The sequence below is a fragment of the Kitasatospora cystarginea genome, from assembly GCF_039533515.1.
GTDB lineage: Bacteria > Actinomycetota > Actinomycetes > Streptomycetales > Streptomycetaceae > Kitasatospora > Kitasatospora cystarginea.
This window is the reverse complement of sequence record NZ_BAAATR010000011.1, coordinates 100,488-117,316: the sequence shown is the minus strand read 5'-3', so window position 1 is coordinate 117,316 and position 16,829 is coordinate 100,488. Positions and strand designations below refer to the sequence as shown.

14 protein-coding genes are annotated in these 16,829 nt (G+C 72.1%); 9 read left to right on the top strand and 5 right to left on the bottom strand.

Going from position 1 to position 16,829, the window contains the following annotated elements; translation table 11 throughout:
* Window positions 1-46: 46 nt before the first annotated feature.
* Window positions 47-1,054, top strand: a complete 1,008-nt coding sequence (locus tag ABD369_RS14915) for an LpqB family beta-propeller domain-containing protein (protein ID WP_344636859.1) — start codon at window positions 47-49, stop codon at window positions 1,052-1,054.
* A gap of 368 nt (window positions 1,055-1,422) precedes the next feature.
* Window positions 1,423-3,432: a glycoside hydrolase gene (locus ABD369_RS14905; protein ID WP_344636858.1), complete on the top strand. Its 2,010-nt coding sequence runs from the start codon at window positions 1,423-1,425 to the stop codon at window positions 3,430-3,432.
* A gap of 59 nt (window positions 3,433-3,491) precedes the next feature.
* Here ABD369_RS14905 and ABD369_RS14900 read toward each other — a convergent pair whose 3' ends face one another.
* Window positions 3,492-4,697: a glycosyltransferase gene (locus tag ABD369_RS14900; RefSeq protein WP_344636857.1), complete on the bottom strand. Its 1,206-nt coding sequence runs from the start codon at window positions 4,695-4,697 to the stop codon at window positions 3,492-3,494.
* Between the two features lie 33 nt (window positions 4,698-4,730).
* Window positions 4,731-5,582: a MerR family transcriptional regulator gene (locus ABD369_RS14895; protein WP_344636856.1), complete on the bottom strand. Its 852-nt coding sequence runs from the start codon at window positions 5,580-5,582 to the stop codon at window positions 4,731-4,733.
* A gap of 330 nt (window positions 5,583-5,912) precedes the next feature.
* Here ABD369_RS14895 and ABD369_RS14890 point away from each other — a divergent pair, with 330 nt between their 5' ends.
* The gene (locus tag ABD369_RS14890; RefSeq protein ID WP_344636855.1) at window positions 5,913-6,611 is read left to right on the top strand and encodes a hypothetical protein; all 699 of its coding nucleotides are present in this window, start codon (window positions 5,913-5,915) and stop codon (window positions 6,609-6,611) included.
* Between the two features lie 187 nt (window positions 6,612-6,798).
* Window positions 6,799-7,713: a TolB family protein gene (locus ABD369_RS14885; RefSeq protein ID WP_344636854.1), complete on the top strand. Its 915-nt coding sequence runs from the start codon at window positions 6,799-6,801 to the stop codon at window positions 7,711-7,713.
* A 59-nt stretch (window positions 7,714-7,772) separates the two neighbouring features.
* On the opposite strand, the gene ABD369_RS14880 is transcribed toward ABD369_RS14885, so the two are convergent.
* A complete protein-coding gene (locus ABD369_RS14880; RefSeq protein WP_344636853.1) occupies window positions 7,773-8,360 on the bottom strand; it encodes a hypothetical protein in 588 nt (195 codons plus the stop codon).
* 138 nt (window positions 8,361-8,498) lie between these two features.
* Here ABD369_RS14880 and ABD369_RS14875 point away from each other — a divergent pair, with 138 nt between their 5' ends.
* On the top strand, window positions 8,499-9,842 hold the full coding sequence (locus ABD369_RS14875) for a hypothetical protein (protein WP_344636852.1): 1,344 nt from the start codon (window positions 8,499-8,501) through the stop codon (window positions 9,840-9,842).
* 6 nt (window positions 9,843-9,848) lie between these two features.
* Here the strand turns inward: ABD369_RS14875 and ABD369_RS14870 are convergent, their stop codons facing one another.
* Entirely contained in the window at window positions 9,849-10,688 is an 840-nt protein-coding gene (locus ABD369_RS14870) for an SDR family oxidoreductase (RefSeq protein ID WP_344636851.1), read from the bottom strand.
* A 93-nt stretch (window positions 10,689-10,781) separates the two neighbouring features.
* On the opposite strand from ABD369_RS14870, the gene ABD369_RS14865 reads away from it, so the two are divergent.
* The 4 genes from ABD369_RS14865 (at window position 10,782) to ABD369_RS14850 (ending at window position 14,616) form a co-directional block, all read left to right on the top strand.
* Window positions 10,782-11,153: a winged helix-turn-helix transcriptional regulator gene (locus tag ABD369_RS14865; protein WP_344636850.1), complete on the top strand. Its 372-nt coding sequence runs from the start codon at window positions 10,782-10,784 to the stop codon at window positions 11,151-11,153.
* A gap of 242 nt (window positions 11,154-11,395) precedes the next feature.
* Window positions 11,396-12,484: a permease gene (locus tag ABD369_RS14860; RefSeq protein ID WP_425557623.1), complete on the top strand. Its 1,089-nt coding sequence runs from the start codon at window positions 11,396-11,398 to the stop codon at window positions 12,482-12,484.
* Entirely contained in the window at window positions 12,472-13,233 is a 762-nt protein-coding gene (locus ABD369_RS14855) for a TIGR03943 family putative permease subunit (protein WP_344636848.1), read from the top strand. The genes ABD369_RS14860 and ABD369_RS14855 overlap by 13 nt, the downstream gene beginning before the upstream one ends.
* A 138-nt stretch (window positions 13,234-13,371) precedes the next feature.
* Complete coding sequence (locus ABD369_RS14850) at window positions 13,372-14,616, top strand: hypothetical protein (protein WP_344636847.1); 1,245 nt, start codon at window positions 13,372-13,374, stop codon at window positions 14,614-14,616.
* Window positions 14,617-14,671: 55 nt separating this feature from the next.
* Here ABD369_RS14850 and ABD369_RS14845 read toward each other — a convergent pair whose 3' ends face one another.
* Window positions 14,672-16,690 (bottom strand): transglycosylase domain-containing protein, encoded by a 2,019-nt coding sequence (locus ABD369_RS14845; protein WP_344636846.1) that lies wholly within the window; start codon window positions 16,688-16,690, stop codon window positions 14,672-14,674.
* Between the last annotated feature and the right edge of the window lie 139 nt (window positions 16,691-16,829).

Sequence of the window (16,829 nt, the reverse complement as noted above, 5' to 3'; positions counted from 1 at the left end):
CTGACACTCTGTCTCCTGTCGTACGCAACAACAAGGGGGAACGTTCATGTCCGCTCGCAACCGGCTCGGCACCGTCGCCGCCATGACCCTGGCGGCCACCGCCGGCGCGATGCTGCTCTCCGCCTGCGATCCGAACGCCACCACGGGCGCCAACGGCCCGCAGAGCGCCGCTCCGTCCCAGTCGGGTGCGGCTCCGGCCCAGTCCGACGCGGCTCCGTCGGGCGGCGGCCAGGGCAAGCCGGCAGTGAACGGAACGTCCGCGGCCAACCGGCTGACCATCAGCACCGGGACGAAGAACGTGCTGATGAACGGAACCTCGGTCAACTTCGCCACCGACGTCCGGGATCTCGCCTGGTCCCCCGACGGGTCGAAGGCCGCGTTCGTCAACAGCAACGGCGACCTGATGGTCGTCGGCGCCGACGGCACCAAGGGGATGATCGTGGCCAAGAACCCCGGCGGCCAGACCTGGTCCCACCCCACCTGGCAGGTGTACGGGGCGGACGCCCAGAACAGCCACTCGGGCAAGCAGAACATCGTCTTCGCCGCCAAGCAGGACGGTGTCCTCAAGCTGGAGTCGGTCCCCGCCACCGCCGCGAACGGCACCCCGCAGCCGCTGGAGATCGGCAACAGCGAGGAGGGCAGCGTCCAGCCTCCGAAGACCGGCAACCAGTGGCCCAACTCCGGCGGCCCGCACGGGACCACGGCCTACGCCAACGCCACCGACGGCCAGGTCTACATCCGGGACGACTACCTGAGGCTGAGCGGCGCCGCGATCGCCAAGGGGTCCGAGCCCGCGCTGGCGCCCGACGGGCAGACCGTCGTCTTCGTCCGGTCGGTCAAGGGACACGACCACCTCTTCGAGAAGGCCGGCTACGGCACGCCCGAGAAGGACCTCACGCCGAACGCGACCACGGACTTCACCGAGCCGGCCATCTCCCACGACGGCAAGACGGTCGCCGCCCGGACGCCCGACGGCGTCTACACCCTGCCGATCGACGGCTCCGCCGCCCCGACCAAGGTCTCCGGCTACTCCGGCCTGCCCGCCTACCGCTGAGCCCGCCACGCACCCCATGACCGACCGGCAACACGGCCCGCGGCACCGTCGGGTACCGCGGGCCGTGCCGGGTTCAGCGGTACGGCGTCACCAGACCGGCCTCGTAGGCGGCGATGACGAGCTGGACCCGGTCGCGGGCGCCGAGCTTGCTCAGCAGACGGGCCACGTGGGTGTACGCCCAGGAGGCTACGGCACACCCCGGGCGACGGGTCCGGCCGGCCTTCGGCGCGTCCTCGTACGGGGAGTGGACGGGCGCCGGGGCAGTGGACCGGAGCTATTCTGCGGCGAGTCGAGCTCGATCCCCCTCCGGGGTGCCGCTCGTAAGGAAGGCTCTTAACCCGGGGCGCCACGATCCCGGGATGGACTCCATGACATCCCGTCAGTCGGCGGGGAAGCGGCGTCGCCGCCGTACCGCGCTGGCCGCAGCGCTCGTCGTGGCCGGTGCCGGCACACTGTGCGGCGTGGCCTGGCCGTCGGCTTCCGAGGCGAGCGCCCGACCCGAGATCCGGCTGGACGCCGGGAAGGTCGAGATACCCGTCAGTGGTGGCACGGCCGAGGTGCGGGCCGATTCGCTGGCCGTGAACGTACGCGCCGACGACGGCGGCGAGCTGACCCTTTCCGCGCCCGCCACCCAGCCGCTCGGCCGCCCCGGCCCCGTCAAGGTCTCCGGCAGGACGGCGAGTTGGACGCTGCCCGAGCACGGCCTGTCGGTGACGGCGGCCGCGGAGCAGGGCCGGCTGCGGATCACCGTGCACGGCACCCGGGACGACTCCACGCTCTCCTGGCCGGTCACCGGTACCGACCGGGCCGCCTCGCAGGTGCAGCTGCCGCGCGGCGAGGGACTCGGCGTACCGGTCGCGGATCCGTTCTGGAACTCGGACTCCACCGGTCTGGCAGGTCACAGCTACGACCTCACCGCCGACCTGACCATGCCGCTGTGGGGCTACACCCTCGGCGGCCACGGCGTCAGCTACCTGGTCCCGCAGCCCGCCGGGAGCTCCGTCGCCTTCGCCTCGGACGGCGGGCGGCTGCGCGGCACCGGCCTGCACACCTTCTCCCGGCGCGCGGACACCACCGACTACACCGTGACGTTCGCCCTCACCGACCCGTCCCCGGTCGCGCCCGCGCTGGACTACCGGCGCTGGCTCACCGACCACGGCCGGCTGGTCACCCTCAAGAGCAAGATCGCCGCCAACCCGGAGGTCGGCAAACTCCTCGGCGCCTTCCACGCCTACACCTGGGGCACCGCCCGGACCGCCCAGGGCATCGCACAGCTGCAGGCACTCGGGCTGAGCCGGCTCTGGCTCGGCTACGACGCCGACGGGCAGCCGATGGACGCCCAGGCGGTCGCGGCGGCCAAGCGCGCCGGCTACCTGGTCGGCCCGTACGACTCGTTCGCCAACGGCCAGGACCCGAAGACCTCCGACGCGCCGACCTCCTCCTGGCCGTCCCCGGTCTATCCGGACTTCTGCGTCCACGAGCAGAACGGCCAGGTGAAGGCGGGCTTCCACGACCGCGGTTGCTACCTGAGCTCGCAGGCCTTCGAGCAGAGCGCCGAGGGCCGGCGGTACCTGGCCGAGCGCACCGTGCAACTGACCGCCAACGGCGCGAACAGCTACTTCCTCGACGTCGACGCGGCAGGCGAGTTGTTCGACGACTACAGCCCCACCCATGCCATGAACCAGTCGCAGGACCAGGCCAACCGGCTGGCCCGGATGCGCCGGCTGTCCGGTCCCGACAAGCTGGTCCTCGGCTCGGAGAGCGCCGGCAGCTGGGCCAGCCCGGTCATCGCGTTCAGCCACGGCTCGGCCACCCCGGTCGCCGACGGGCTCTGGCCCCTGGAGCGGGACAAGGCGGCCTGGGGCGGCTACGCACCCGCCGGCGCACCGGGCACGTTCTTCAAGCCGGTCACCCTGCCGCCCGACCTCGCCAAGGCCATGTTCGACCCGGTGTACCGCATCCCGCTGTACGAGACCGCGCTGCACGACTCGCAGGTCAACCTCGACCGCTGGGAGCTGTCGTACAACAAGTTCCCCGCCCTGGAGACCGACCGGGCGCTGCTCGCCATGCTCTACAACACCCCGCTGAACCTGGTGCTGGACGGCCCCGCCATCACCGCCCAAGGCAAGCGGCTGGCCGAGCTGCAGCGCTACTTCGCACCCCTGCACCAGGCCGCCGGCACCTCGCCGATGACCGGCTTCCGCTGGCTCACCCCCGACCACCGGGTCCAGCAGACCACCTTCGGCGACGCGGTGCTCCAGGTCACCGCCAACTTCGGCACCACCGCGTACGGGTCCCTCCCGCCCGGCTGCGTCGACGCCGTCCTCAAGGGCGGCCGGCCCCAGCGGCTCTGCCCGACGGCCCTCCCGGCGGGGTAGCGCCAGCTCCGGCAGGCCGTGCCCGGCATCGCCCTGCCTGCCGGGCAGCGCCCGAGCGGTCAGCTCAGGGCCGCGACCGCCTCGACCACCCGGGCGAGGCCGTCCTCGGCGGTGATCCGGCCGGCCGCGGCCCGGGCGCGGGCCCGGTACGACGGCTCGCCGACCGCGCGCCGCACCGCGTCGGCGAGCCGGTCGGCCGAGAGCTCGCGGAACGGGACGGGGGTGGTGGCGGCACCCAGGGCCGCCGCCCGGCGGGCCCAGAACGGCTGGTCGGCCGTCACCGGGACCGGGACGGCGGGTACGCCGGCACGCAGCCCGGCGGCGGTGGTACCGGCGCCCGCGTGGTGCACCACCGCGGCCGTCCGGGGGAAGAGCCGGGCGTGCGGCAGCTCGCCCACGGTCAGGATGTCGTCGCCCGCGGCCGACAGTCCGGCCCGGCCGGACTGGAGCACGCCGCGGACCCCCGCCCGGCGCAGCGCCCGTACGGTGAGCTCGGTCAGCCGTTCGCCCTCGCCGCCGCCCATGCTGCCGAAGCCGACGAACACCGGTGGCGGCCCGGCCTGGAGGAAGTCCTCGACCTCGGCGGGTAGCTCCTCGCCCGCATCGTGCGGCCACCAGTTGCCGACCACCTCGAGGCCCGCCGGCCAGTCCGCCGGTCGGGGCAGCAGGGTCGGGCTGAAGCCGTGCAGGACCGGCCAGGGGGCGTGCTCCCTTCGGCGGGCCTCGCCCGGGCCCAGGGCGGGCAGGCCCAGCCGGGTCCGCAGCTGCCGTACCGCGTCGGCGTGCAGGCGGTCCACCACGCGCAGCGAGAGCCGTCCGGCGGCCCGGTTGCCCCACCGTCCGAGCGACCGGCCGCCGCCGACCACCGGCGGGAACTCCCCGGTGGGCGCGACCGGCTGCAGATAGGCGCCCAGGCAGGCGGCGCCCGTCGCCTCCGCCACGTGCCGGCCCAGCGGGGCGGTGGTGGTGGAGAGCAGCAGCAGGTCCGCGCCCGGCGCGGCCGCCTCGGCGATCCCCTCGCCGAGTGCCCGGATGAACGCGCTCACCCGGCCCAGCAGGCCAGTCCGGCCCTCCGCGGAGCCGCCCCCGCCGTACGGGTCGGCGGGCAGCGGGCGGAACTCCGCTCCGCAGGACGCCACCAGCGGTGCGAAGGCCTCGGGCGCGGCGAGGGCGACCTGGTGACCGGCCTGCCGCAGACCGGCGCCGAGACCGGTGTAGGGGGCGACGTCTCCGTACGAGCCGGCCGCCATGATCAGGATCTTCACGGTTCTCCTTGCGGGTGGGCTGCCGGCGCGGACTCAACCGGCTTCGCCGTGACCGGCGTTGGCGTGACCGGCGTTGGCGTGACCGGCGTTGGCGTGACCGGCGTTGGCGTGGACGGCGTTGGCGTGGACGGCGTTGGCGTGGACGGCGGTGTGCAGGAACTGGGCCAGCCCGGGGCGCTGTTCGGCCGGGGGCACCACCAGGGCGAAGGCGCGGGCGTCCGCCACGTAGTCGTCGGCGATCCGGCAGTGCGTCTCGGGCGGGCAGGGGGCGAACCAGCGGCCGACGTGCTGCCGGTGCTCCTCGGCGAGCACCCTGGCCCGCTCGCCGTCCGGCGGCGCACCCGCGTCGAAGGTGGCGAGCAGCCGCTTCCGCCAGGCGGTCGCCTCGGCCATCAACTGCTGCCAGTCCTCCTTGGTGTGCGCCGCGGCCCGGGCCATCGACTCCCGGTGCGCCTCGCTGCGGCCCCACTTGAGATGGGCGTCGGTGGCGTAGCTGAGGTCGAAGACGACGTCACCGAAGACCTCGAACCGCTCCTGCGGCGTCAGCTCCACTCCCGTCTGCTGGACCGCCATGGCGTGCTCGGCGACCTCGACCAGCTTCTGCAGCCTGGTGACCTGCTCGGTCAGCTGCCGGTGCCGTTCACGCAGCTGCTCCAGGACGTCGGCCCGGGGATCCTGCAGGATCGACCCGATCTCCTCCAGGGAGAACCCCAGCTCCCGGTAGAACAGGATCTGCTGCAGCCGGCCCAGGTCGGCGTCGCTGTAGAGCCGGTAGCCCGCCGGGCTGCGGTCTCCGGGCGACAACAGCCCGGCCCGGTCGTAGTAGTGCAGGGTGCGCACGGTGACCCCTGCGAAGCCGGCCACCTGCCCGACCGAGTAGCTCATCGATCCACCTCTCGTCGGGCTCAGCCTGGGCCCTGACGTGGGGTCAGGGTCAAGCCGGAGCCCGCACCGGCGGCGGATCCCCCAGGTCCGTACCCGGGGTCCACCGCGCGGGCGCCGGGCGGCGCGCCGAACCTCTGTCCTCCCCCAGGTGAGCGCTGTTGCACGGCGGTGACACACAGAAGATCGATTGTGAACGTTCGCCCGACAGAATTTTCACATCGCACAGAGCGGCGGCAGCTCGAACGGGTGGATGAAATCCGGGGGGAATGGCAGCGCGGCTCACGCGAGAACCGACCAGCCGTCCTGTCCGTTCCTCGGGGGGAACCCGTTATGCGCAAGCTCCTTGTCTCCCGTGCCGCGAAGCTCGTCACCGCCGGCGCCCTGGCCATCGGCCTGGCCGGTGCGCTCGCGCCCGCCGCGCAGGCCGCCACCGCCGATGCCACGGCGTCCCCCTGGCTGAGCGGCAGCGAGGTCCCGCTCGCCGCCGGCCACCACTGGAAGGCCCAGCCGGAGAAGCGTTACACCACCACCGGCGAGTTCCAGTGGCTCCTCACCTGCGGCGTCGGCGGCCCGGCCAAGGAGCTCGGCACCAAGTCCATCTCGGTGATGCCGTTCACCGACTCCGCCAACAGCCACGACCCGGTTGATGCCGCCCAGATCCTGTTCAACTTCAAGGACAGCGCCGCGGCGAAGAAGGCCATGGCCACCATCAAGCGCGACTACGCGGGCTGCGTCAAGCGCCGCAACGCCCAGCACTGGGGCGACGAGACCACCGGCCAGCCGGTGCACTTCGCGGTCGGCCGGACCGCCGTCACCGAGGACGGCACCGCCTACCGCTTCGCCGCCCGCAACTCCTCGGGCAAGCCCGCCGTCATCGACGACCTGCCCAGCGAGGCGCAGGAGCTGTTCGTCCAGAACGGTCCGACCATCTCGATGATCTCGATCAATGCCTCCCGGGTGAACATCAGCGACACCACCGAGGCGGCCAAGACCCTCGCCGCGATGTCCGAGCACCTGATCAACTCCTGATCCGCACCACGCCGCCGGGTGCTGTCGCCACCATGTACGACGGCAGCACCTTCGCGGATCCATGACGTTCAGCCAGCGCGTTGCCTCGGCCTTGACGACGGACCGTTGCACAGTAGTCCGCCGGGCCGCGGATGCCGCCCGCGAGCACCGATCACCGCACCATCAACTTCCTTGGGGGGAAACACTCATGTCCACGCGCAACCGGCTCCGCAGCGCGGTCGCCGTCGCCCTCACCGCCACCAGCGCCGCCCTGCTCACGATCGGTGCGGCCACCGCCGCGAACGCGGCCACCGCGCCCAAGGGCCTGACCATCAGCAACGGCACCAAGTACGTGGTGATCAACGGCAAGCAGGTCGACTTCGGTGTCCCCGTCCGCGACCTCGCCTGGTCCCCGGACGGCTCCAAGGCCGCCTTCATCGACGGCGCCGACGGCAGCCTCGTCGTCTCCGCGGCGAACGGCAGCCACCGGGTCGTCGTCGCCAAGAACCCGGGCCACCAGATCTGGTCGCACCCGACCTGGCAGGTGGCCGCCGCCGACACCCGGAACCATGTCCCGGCCAAGAACAACATCATCTTCGCCGCGACCAAGGGCGGCGTCGCCACCCTGCAGAAGGTGCCGGCCACCGCGGTCAACGGCAAGCCGGTCAAGCTCCCCCTGAACACCTTCTCCGGCCCGGACGAGGATCAGCTGCCGCAGACCGGCAACCTGTGGCCCAATGCCGGCGGGAAGATCGGCTCCATCGCCTACGCGAACACCGGCACGGGCGACGTCTACATCCGCGACGAGTACCTGCGCCAGGAGGGTGGCTCGCTGACCAAGGGCTCCCAGCCCGCGCTGTCGCCCGACGGCGACAAGGTCGTCTTCGTCCGCTCCGTCGACGGTCACGACCACCTGTTCGAGCGGGATCTGCACAGCCAGGCCCCGACCGACAAGGACCTCACCCCCGGCTCCACCAGGAACTACGTCCAGCCGACCTGGTCCCCGGACGGCAAGACCATCGCGGCCCGCACCACTGGCGGCATCGCCACCGTCCCGGCCGACGGCTCCGCCAAGCCGGCCCTGGTGTCCACCCACACCGGGATGCCCGCCTTCCGTCGCTGACCGCCCCGGGGGGAGCAGCCAGCGACGGCACCTGGGCCGAGTCGGCCCGGTCGACCGGATCAGTCTCCGGCCGACCGGGCCAACTCGGCCCTCAGCTCGTCCAGGTGAGCGTCCGCGCTGTCGTGCGGAAGGAACTCGACCACGTCGATGAAGCGGAACAGCACCTGGGTGTCGGTGATCGCGTACTCGTAGTCGGCGAAGCCCACCACCGCGCCCGTCGAGCCGCGGATCGCACCGCGGACCACGTGCTCGGTCAGCTCGTCCGGCTGGGCGGCGGACGTACCGCGCCGCGCGTTGGGCCGGGCCAGGTAGGGGCAGACCATCGAGGCGTACAGCATGCAGGCGCGGTGGCCCGGCCCCTCCAGGGTCGGTGCGAGGTTGCGGTACGGCCGGCCGGCGGCCAGCGCCTCGGCGATGGCGGCACTCTCCGTGGCGCCCACCACCCGCCACACCGGACCGCGCGGCATCAGCGTGTTGCAGACCGAGCACAGCCGCCCCCGCGCGCAGTCGGCGCTGCGTCCGTAGTCGGTGAGTGCGAACTGCGGCTGGTCCTCCTGCCACGGCGTGATGGCCGGAACGGGATAGCCGCGGGTGTCGCGGGGCCTGGCATCGACGGTCGGGGGCATCGGAACGGTGTCAAAGCGCACGGATCATGCCTATCAGCCGGACGGCACCGGGCGCACCACCGGCCCCTGGCCCGCATCATGGCCGCCCGCCCGTCAAGACCGCGTAGCCGGTGCCGAATCGAGACCCGTGTCGCACCCGGCGTGGTGCAGGATGGCCGCATGACGGCTGGGAGCGGTGAACTGGCGGACCTGCTGCGGCGGACCGGTCTGGAGCTCGTGGACGACGGCAAGGCCGTGAACGTGCTTCCGCCGAAGGCGGCTTGGCGCCCGGTCGCGGCCGGGAACGCCCGACCGACGGCCGAGGTGCGAAGCGACCACCCGGATCTCGTCGCCGAGCTCAACGCGCAGTGGCGGCGACTGGCGACCGAGTACGAAGTGCTCGGCCCCGACGGGGAGTTCCTGATCGACATCCCTGCCTCCCCGCGCGGCTGGCTGAAGGTACGGCTCACCGAACGCTGGGACCTGGCAGGCGTCCTGGGCCCCAGACCCGGCCAACCGGAGTTCGTCACGCTCTCGCCCGACGGCGACAGCCTGCTGGGCGTGACGACCGAGGAGTACTCGGTCTGGCTGATCGCCGTGGACCGGCTGGGCGCACGGCTCGAGGCCGAGGCCCGGGTGAAGGCCGCCGAGAGCGCGGAGGAACGGACGGCCGGCTGGCAGTCCTTCGGCCGTTGGCGGAGCGCTCCCTTCCGCCTGCGCCGCGCCTGGCTCGAGGGCCTGGCCGGCAACCCGGCGGCGGACGCCTCCGTCCTGCTGCGGCTGCTGACGGAGGATCCGGCCGAGCGGTTGTGGTCCGCCCTGCTCGACCGGGAACTGCCGCCGGAGGTGGTGGCCGCCTGGCTGTCACACCCCGAGTGGACGGTACGGCGGCGGCTGGTGGAGAGCCGGCACCTCGACGCCGCGGACCGGACCCGGCTGCTGGCGGACGCCGAAGACGGGGACCGGCCCGTCCTCGCCATGCTCACCGCCACCATGAACCAGCCGCTCACCGAGGACGGTTACACAAGCCTCGCGACGGATGCGGATCCGCGGGTCCGGGCCCCGATCGCGCGCCACCCCGGGCTGCCGGTACACCTGCTGGCCGCACTGGCCGCCGACCCCGACTCCCGGGTGCGGGAGTCGGCCGCCCTGCCGCCCCACCCGTGCCCCCGGACACCCGGACCCGCCGAATCCGAGCCGGAGTCGACCACGGCTGAGGTCGAACTCAGCAGCCGGGACCGGGATCCGGAGATCCGGTACCGGGCGCTTCGGGACGGCCGGCTCTCCGCCGCCTCGGTGGTCCGGCTGCTCGACGACCCGCAGGAGTGGGTCCGGAGCGCCGCAGCCGGTGACGCCCGGCTCCCGGCCCGTGTGCTGACCACCCTGCTGCACGACGTCGAGACCGCCCGCAGCGCCGCCGGGAACCCCGCCGTACCCGTCACCGCCATGCACCACCTGCTCGACCGCGCCGGGGTGGCGCACCCGGCTGACCGCGCGCCCGGCGCGAATTTCCAGCGGCGCTGACCCGTTTCAGCGGAACGCGGCGATATTGCGCGCGGCCCAGTCGGCGAACGGGCGCGGGGCGCGGCCGAGGACCCGCTGGACGTCCGGGCTGACGCGCAGCTCGGCCGGGTTCGGGGAACCGAGGATGGTCAGGGTGTCCTCGGCGAGCTCCGCCGGCATGCTCTGGGCCATGGCGGCCTTGGCCTCGTCGCGGGTGAGGTCGTGGAACCGCACTGGCGAGCCCAGCGCGGCGGCGATGGCCTCCGCCTGCTGGCGCGGCGTGATCACCTCCGGGCCGGTCAGCTCGTACACGCCGCCGGTGTGCTGGTCCTCCAGCAGGCAGGCCGCCGCGACCTCGGCGATGTCCGCCGGGTCGATGATCGGCACCCCGACGTCGCCGAAGGGCGCGGCGACGACCCGCCGCGCGCGGATGGACTCGGCCCACCACAGGGCGTTGGAGGCGAAGCCGCCCGGTCGCAGGACGGCCCACTCCAGGCCGGACTCCCGCAGCACGTCCTCGACCGCCCGCATCGCGATCCGCGTCGGGCCGAAGGGCCTGGTCGCCACGCCCTGCGTGGAGAGCAGGACGACCCGGCGGACCCCGCTGGTCGCGGCTTGGCCGATGATGTCGGCCGGGCTGGCTCCGGCGGCGTGCAGGTCGCCGGACAGCAGCAGGAACAGCGCTTTCGCCCCGGTCAGCGCAGGCTCAAGGCTGGTCGGCTCGGCCAGGTCGGCCGCCAGGTGGCGGACGCCGTCCGGCACCGCTGCCGCATGCCGCGACACCGTTGTCACCTGCTGGCCCGCCTCGGCCAGTGCCCGCGTCAGCGGCCGGCCCACGTTCCCGGTGGCCCCGGTCACCACGATCATGATCAGCTCCTTCGTCAGATGCCCTCTGTGGTCTTGACGCTAGGAGCATGAGCTAACTCTTGGTAAGGACATACCTTGAGGTAAGCTCATCACATGGTGGGAGGTTCGCAGCTCATGCAGGCCGAGGCGGGGGAAGGGTATGAGGTGTTTCACACCGACTGCCCCGCGCGCGATGTGGTCGACCATGTGACCAGCAGGTGGGGCATCTGGGTGTTGATCTCCTTGCGGAGCAACGACCTTCGGTTCTACGAGCTGCGCGAGAGCATCCAGGGCATCAGCGAGAAGATGCTCGCCCAGACCCTGCGCACGCTGGTCGAGGACGGCCTGGTCTGGCGGAGGGTCGAGCCGACGACGCCGCCCCAGGTCACCTACGGGCTGACCGAGTTCGGTCGGGACGTCGGCGAGCCGCTGGCGGAGCTGTTCGACCGGATCACACGGCGGCTTCCGCCGCGCAGCGCGGGATAGCGTGCTGGTGGTCGGCCACGAAAGCGCATCCAGCGTGAGCGAGCACCCCGCAACCCGAGGACCTGGTCCGGCTGGTCCGCCAGGAGGAGGGCTTGATCCACGCTCAACTCGCGCCGAGGCAGACGGTGCTTTGCGCCGACGGGCCGGTGAAGTCCGGGCTGACTGACCGGCAGCTGTGCGACGAGGCAACCGGCTGGTCCCGCCGCGCCACGCACTCGCCGTTTGACGCGCCAGCTCATGGGATGCCTGTCAACTCCCGCAAAGATTCGCCCTCTACACTTCGGCGCGTGGCTACCCCGGGCAGCCGAGCTGCCGATCCGACCGTCGCGCCCGAGCACCCGCCCGAAAGCGGGCCCACCCCACCGTCCAGGGCGACCAGACGCCGTGTCGGCTCCCTGGAACTGGCGGTCGCCGGGATCACGGCGCTGCTGCTCGCGCAGCGCCTCACGGGCGGCTGGACCGCTCCCGCCTGGATGCAGACCTGGACCACCGTCTTCGTCGCGATCTGTGTCCAGGCGCTGCCCTTCCTCCTCTTCGGGACGGTGCTCTCCGCCGCCATCGCCGCCTTCGTGCCGGCCTCCTTCCTGCAGCGCGCGCTACCGCGCAACCCGCTGCTCGCGGTGCCGGTCGCGGGCGTCGCCGGTGTGGTCCTGCCCGGCTGCGAGTGCGCGTCCGTACCGGTGGCGGACCGGCTGATCGCCCGCGGCGTGGCCCCGGCGGCGGCGCTGGCCTTCCTGCTCTCCTCGCCCGCGATCAACCCCGTGGTGCTCGCCGCGACCGCGGTCGCCTTCCGGGGGCATCCGGAGATGGTGCTGGCCCGGTTCCTGGCCTCGCTGGGGACGGCCGTGGTGATGGGCCTGCTCTGGGAGCGCTTCGGCCGGCCCGAGTGGCTGCGGCCGAAGGTCCGGCGGGACGTGCCGCCGGGGTCCGGCCGGTTCGCGGTGTTCCGCGCCACCCTGGAACACGATCTGCTGCACGCCGGCGGGTTCCTGGTGATCGGCGGGATCACGGCGGCCACCCTCAACGTCCTGGTGCCGCGCGCGGTGTTGAAGGGTGCGGCGGGCCTGCCGGCGGTCTCGGTGCTGGTGCTGGCGCTGCTCGCGGTGGTGCTGGCGGTCTGCTCCGAGGCGGACGCCTTCGTCGCGGCCAGCCTGAGCGTCTTCCCGCCCGCCGCCCGGCTGGCGTTCATGGTGGTCGGCCCGATGGTGGACACCAAGCTGATCGCGCTGCAGGCCGGCACCTTCGGCCGGGCGTTCGCGTGGCGGTTCTCGGCCGCCACCTTCCTGGTCGCGATCGCGGCCTCGGCACTGATCGGGTGGTGGCTGCTTTGAGGCGTGAGGTACGCGCGATCCTGCTGGTGCTGCTGGGTACGGCGCTGCTGCGGATCTCGCTGTTCAGCGACAGCTACCTCAGGTACGTCCGGGCGGCCCTGCGGCCGTACCTGATCGCCACCGGCGCCGTCCTGGTACTGCTCGGCGTGGCGAGCGCGATCGCCACCGTGCAGGCCCTGCGCGCCGACCCGGACCAGGCCCACGCCGCCGCGGACGACCACGGCGGCGACCACGGGCACGGCCACCACGGCGGCCCCGGGATCGCCTGGCTGCTCACCCTGCCGGTACTGGCCATCGTGCTGATCGCACCCCCGGCGCTGGGTTCGTACACCGCGCAGCGGTCGGAGAGTACGACGGTCAAGCCCGCGGGCGCCCAGCCCACCTTCCCGCCGCTGCCGGCCGGGGACCCGTTGACCATGACGCTGGGCTCGTTCGACGTCCGCGCCGTCTGGGACACCGCCGCGCCGCTGCGCGGCCGCCGGGTGAGGCTCACCGGCTTCGTCACGGCCGGGAAGGGCGGCGGCTGGTACCTGACGAGACTGACCATCAGCTGCTGCGCGGCCGACGCGCTGGCGTCCAAGGTGGAGATCCGCGGCGCTGCGGCCAACCCGGCACCACCGGCCGGCAGTTGGGTGGAGGTGATCGGGACCTGGCTACCGGACGGCAAGGAGGCCGAGCCGGACACCATCCCGCTGCTGACGGCCGCCCAGGTGACCCGGATCCCGGAGCCGAAGGATCCGTACGAGTAGCCGCGGGGCCGGGCCGGCCGCCCCCCGCGCCCCGCATCTGCTCCCTCGACACATAAGGGTCAAAGTGTTCTCATATTCACACTGTATGACTGAATTTCCGAACACCATCTGACCGCTATTCGGAGAACGGGGGCGACGGTGCGGACAGCGCGCGGCGCGGCCGTCCTGCTCACGGTGGGGGTCGTCGCGGCCCTCGCCCTGGCCACCACAGGAGGTTCCGGCTCCAAGGACAGACCGACCGCAGCCGACGTCTCACCGAGCCCGGCCCCCGTCCAGAGCGGGGCTCCGTCCGGCAGTCCGAGCCCCTCGCCGAGTTGGGACGGCAAGGTGAAGGTGCTCGGTGACGGCTCCACCTCCGACACCGGGCCGCAGCCCAAGCAGCCAAAGCCCGAGAAGCTGAAGCCCGGCGAGAAGCCGCCGCAGTTCGTGGTGTTCTCCTGGGACGGCGCGCTGGAGAACGACGACCACCTGTTCTCGCGCTTCCGCGAACTGGGCGAGGAGAACAACGCCCAGATGACGTTCTTCCTGACCGGCATCTACACCGTGCCCAACTCCAAGCGGGCGCTCTACCACCCGCCGCAGCACGACGTCGGCGCCGCCGCCATCGACTTCCCCACCGACGCCCACGTCAAGGAGACCCTGGAGCAGCTGCGCCTGGCCTGGCAGGCCGGGGACGAGATCGGCACCCACTTCAACGGCCACTTCTGCGGCGACAAGGGCGGCAAGGACTGGAGCACCGAGGAGTGGAAGAGCGAGCTCGACCAGGCGGTCTCCTTCGTGACCAACTGGAAGACCAACACCGGCTTCAAGGACCTCGCGCCGCTGCCCTTCGACTACACCAAGGAGCTGGTCGGCGGCCGCGCCCCCTGCCTGGAGGGCCAGAACAACCTGCTCCCGGTCGAGAAGGCGGCCGGCTTCCGGTACGACGCCAGCTCGCCGGGCGAGTTCCAGGTCTGGCCCTCGAAGAAGAACGGTATCTGGAACTTCCCGCTCCAGATGCTGCCCTACAGGTCCTCCCAGGGCCTCTCGATGGACTTCAACTTCCTCGCCAGCCAGTCCGGGGACAGCACCAACGGTGACCCGAAGAAGTACGCCGGCTGGGAGAAGGAGGCCCGCGACAGCTACCTCGCCGGCTTCGAACGGGTCTACAACGGCAGTCGGGCCCCGCTCTTCATCGGCAACCACTTCGAGACCTGGAACGGCGGCATCTACATGCAGGCCATCGAGGACGTGATGAAGAGCGTCTGCAAGCGGGACGGCGTCCGCTGCGTCTCCTTCCGCCAGGTCGCCGACTGGATGGACGCCCAGGACCCCAAGGTGCTGGACAAGCTGCGCCAGCTGGACCCCGGGCAGCCCGCCGACTGGTCCCGCCTGGTCAAGTGACCCCGGGGCGTCTTCGGCGGATCCTTCCGGGCCGGAAGGATCCGCCGAGGACGCCCTACCGGCCGCCGGCCACCTTCATGTACGAGGTCCAGATCCGGGTCGGCAGCGCGGAGTCCGGGGTGTCCGGGCTCGCGCCGCCGAGGCCCTCCAGCGAGAGCAGCTTCATGTCCTTCAGGTCCGCCCGGAAGAGGGTGACGGCCGTGGACACCTGGCCGTTGTAGCCGACGAACCAGCCCGCCGTACGGTCCGCGGTGGTGCCGGCCTTGCCGGCCACGTCCGGACCTGCGGCGGCCGCCTCCCTGGCGCTCCCGGTGCGCACCGCTCCCTTGAGCGCGGCGTCCACGTCACCGGCGACCTTGGGCGTCAGCGCCTGGACGGCGGTCGGCAGCCGCAGCGCGATCGGCGCGCCATTGCGGGTGATCTTGAGCACCGAGTACGGGTCCGTGTGCCGTCCGCCCGCGGCGAAGGCGGCGTAGGCGTCGGCGGTCCTGATCGCGCTCGGTGTGGAGTTGCCGGCGGCGAAGGCCGGCACCAACTCGCCGATGCTGTCCGGGAGCAGGCCCAGATCGGTGGCGGTCTTCTGCACCCGGTCCAGGCCGACGTCCATGCCCAGCTGCATCATCGGCCCGTTGACGGACTGTTCCACCGCGGTCCGCAGACTGATCGGACCCCAGTTCCGCTTGCCGTCGTTGACGGTCTTCACGATCTGGCCGTCGCGTCCCCAGTACGGCCCCTCCGGCGTCATCACGTTCACACCGTTGTCGCCGTTGTAGATGGCGGTCGGCAGCACCGGTGTGCGGCTGCCGATGCGCTGGCGCTGCACCCCCTGGCCGAGGCCGGCGGCGTACACCAGCGGGGTGAAGGCCGAACCGACGGGCACCGTCGAGGTGTTGGCGTTGTCGAACCCCTGCTTCAGGTAGTCGGGTCCGCCGTAGAGCGCGACGATCCGCCCGTCGGGGGCCACCGAGGCGGCGCCGACCCGGACGAGTTTGTCCGAGTCGCGACTGTCGGGATCGATGTCCTTGGTGGCGTCCTGCACGGCCGCGGCCAGCGCGGTGACCTTCGGCTTCTCGAAGGTGGTGTAGATCTGGTGGCCACCGAGGTCGAACTGGGCGGGCGTGATGTCGGTGTGGCCCTCCACATAGGTCTTGGCCATGTCCACCAGGTACCCGACCTGGCCGGTCAGCCCGGCCGCCTTCGGCTGGGGCCTGGGCTCGGGGAACACCGTGTACTTGGCGCGCTCGGCGGCGGAGAGCTTGCCGACCTTCACCATCCGGTTCAGGATGTACGACCACCGCTCCACGGCCCGCTTGTGGTTCTCCGGGCTCAGCGTCGGGTCGAACTGCCCCGCCCCCTTCAACAGGGTCGCCAGGAGGGCTGCCTCGCTCGGATTGAGCTGCGAGACGTCCTTGCCGTAGTACGCGGCGGCGGCCCGCTCGATCCCGTAACTGCCGCGCCCGAACCAGCTGGTGTTGAGATAGCCGGCCAGGATGTCCTGCTTGCTCATCCGCTGGTCCAGCTTGACCGCGATGACGATCTCGCTGAGCTTGCGGGAGATGTCCTGGCGCTGGTTCAGGTAGATGTTCTTGACGTACTGCTGGGTGATGGTCGAGCCGCCCTGGGTGTCACCGCCCGAGCCCATCTTGTAGATCGCACGGCTGATGCCCTTGAGGGAGACTCCGGGGTCCGAGTAGAAGGTCTCGTTCTCGGCCGCCAGCACGGCCCACTGCACCGACTCCGGCACCCGGCCGAGCGGCACCTCCTGCCGGTTGATCTCCCCGACCCGCGCCATCTCGGTGCCGTCGGCCCAGTAGTAGACGTTGTTCTGCTGGGTGGCGAAGGAGTTCAGGTCGTCCGGCACCTCGGTGGTCACGTAGAACCAGGTCGCCCACCCGGTCAGCGCGGTCGTCCCGACGGCGAGCACCAGGAGCAGCTGCCGCCACGACGGCAGCCAGCGGCGGACCCCTTGCCGCCCCCGGCGCGGGTAGTCCAGCCGCCACACCACCCGCCGCCGACCCTGCGGCCGCCGACCGGGCAGCTCCTCCTCGGTCCCGCCACCTTGGTGAGCTCGCACAGTCCGGTCTCCGATTCGCTCCTGGGGACAGAGCGCCCCGAACACAGAGACGTGATGAGGGCTGCCCCTCGGTTACCGATGCGGGTGTGATCACCGTCATACCGAGTGGCGCCCGCGCATCCGGCCGGCTCGCGTGTTG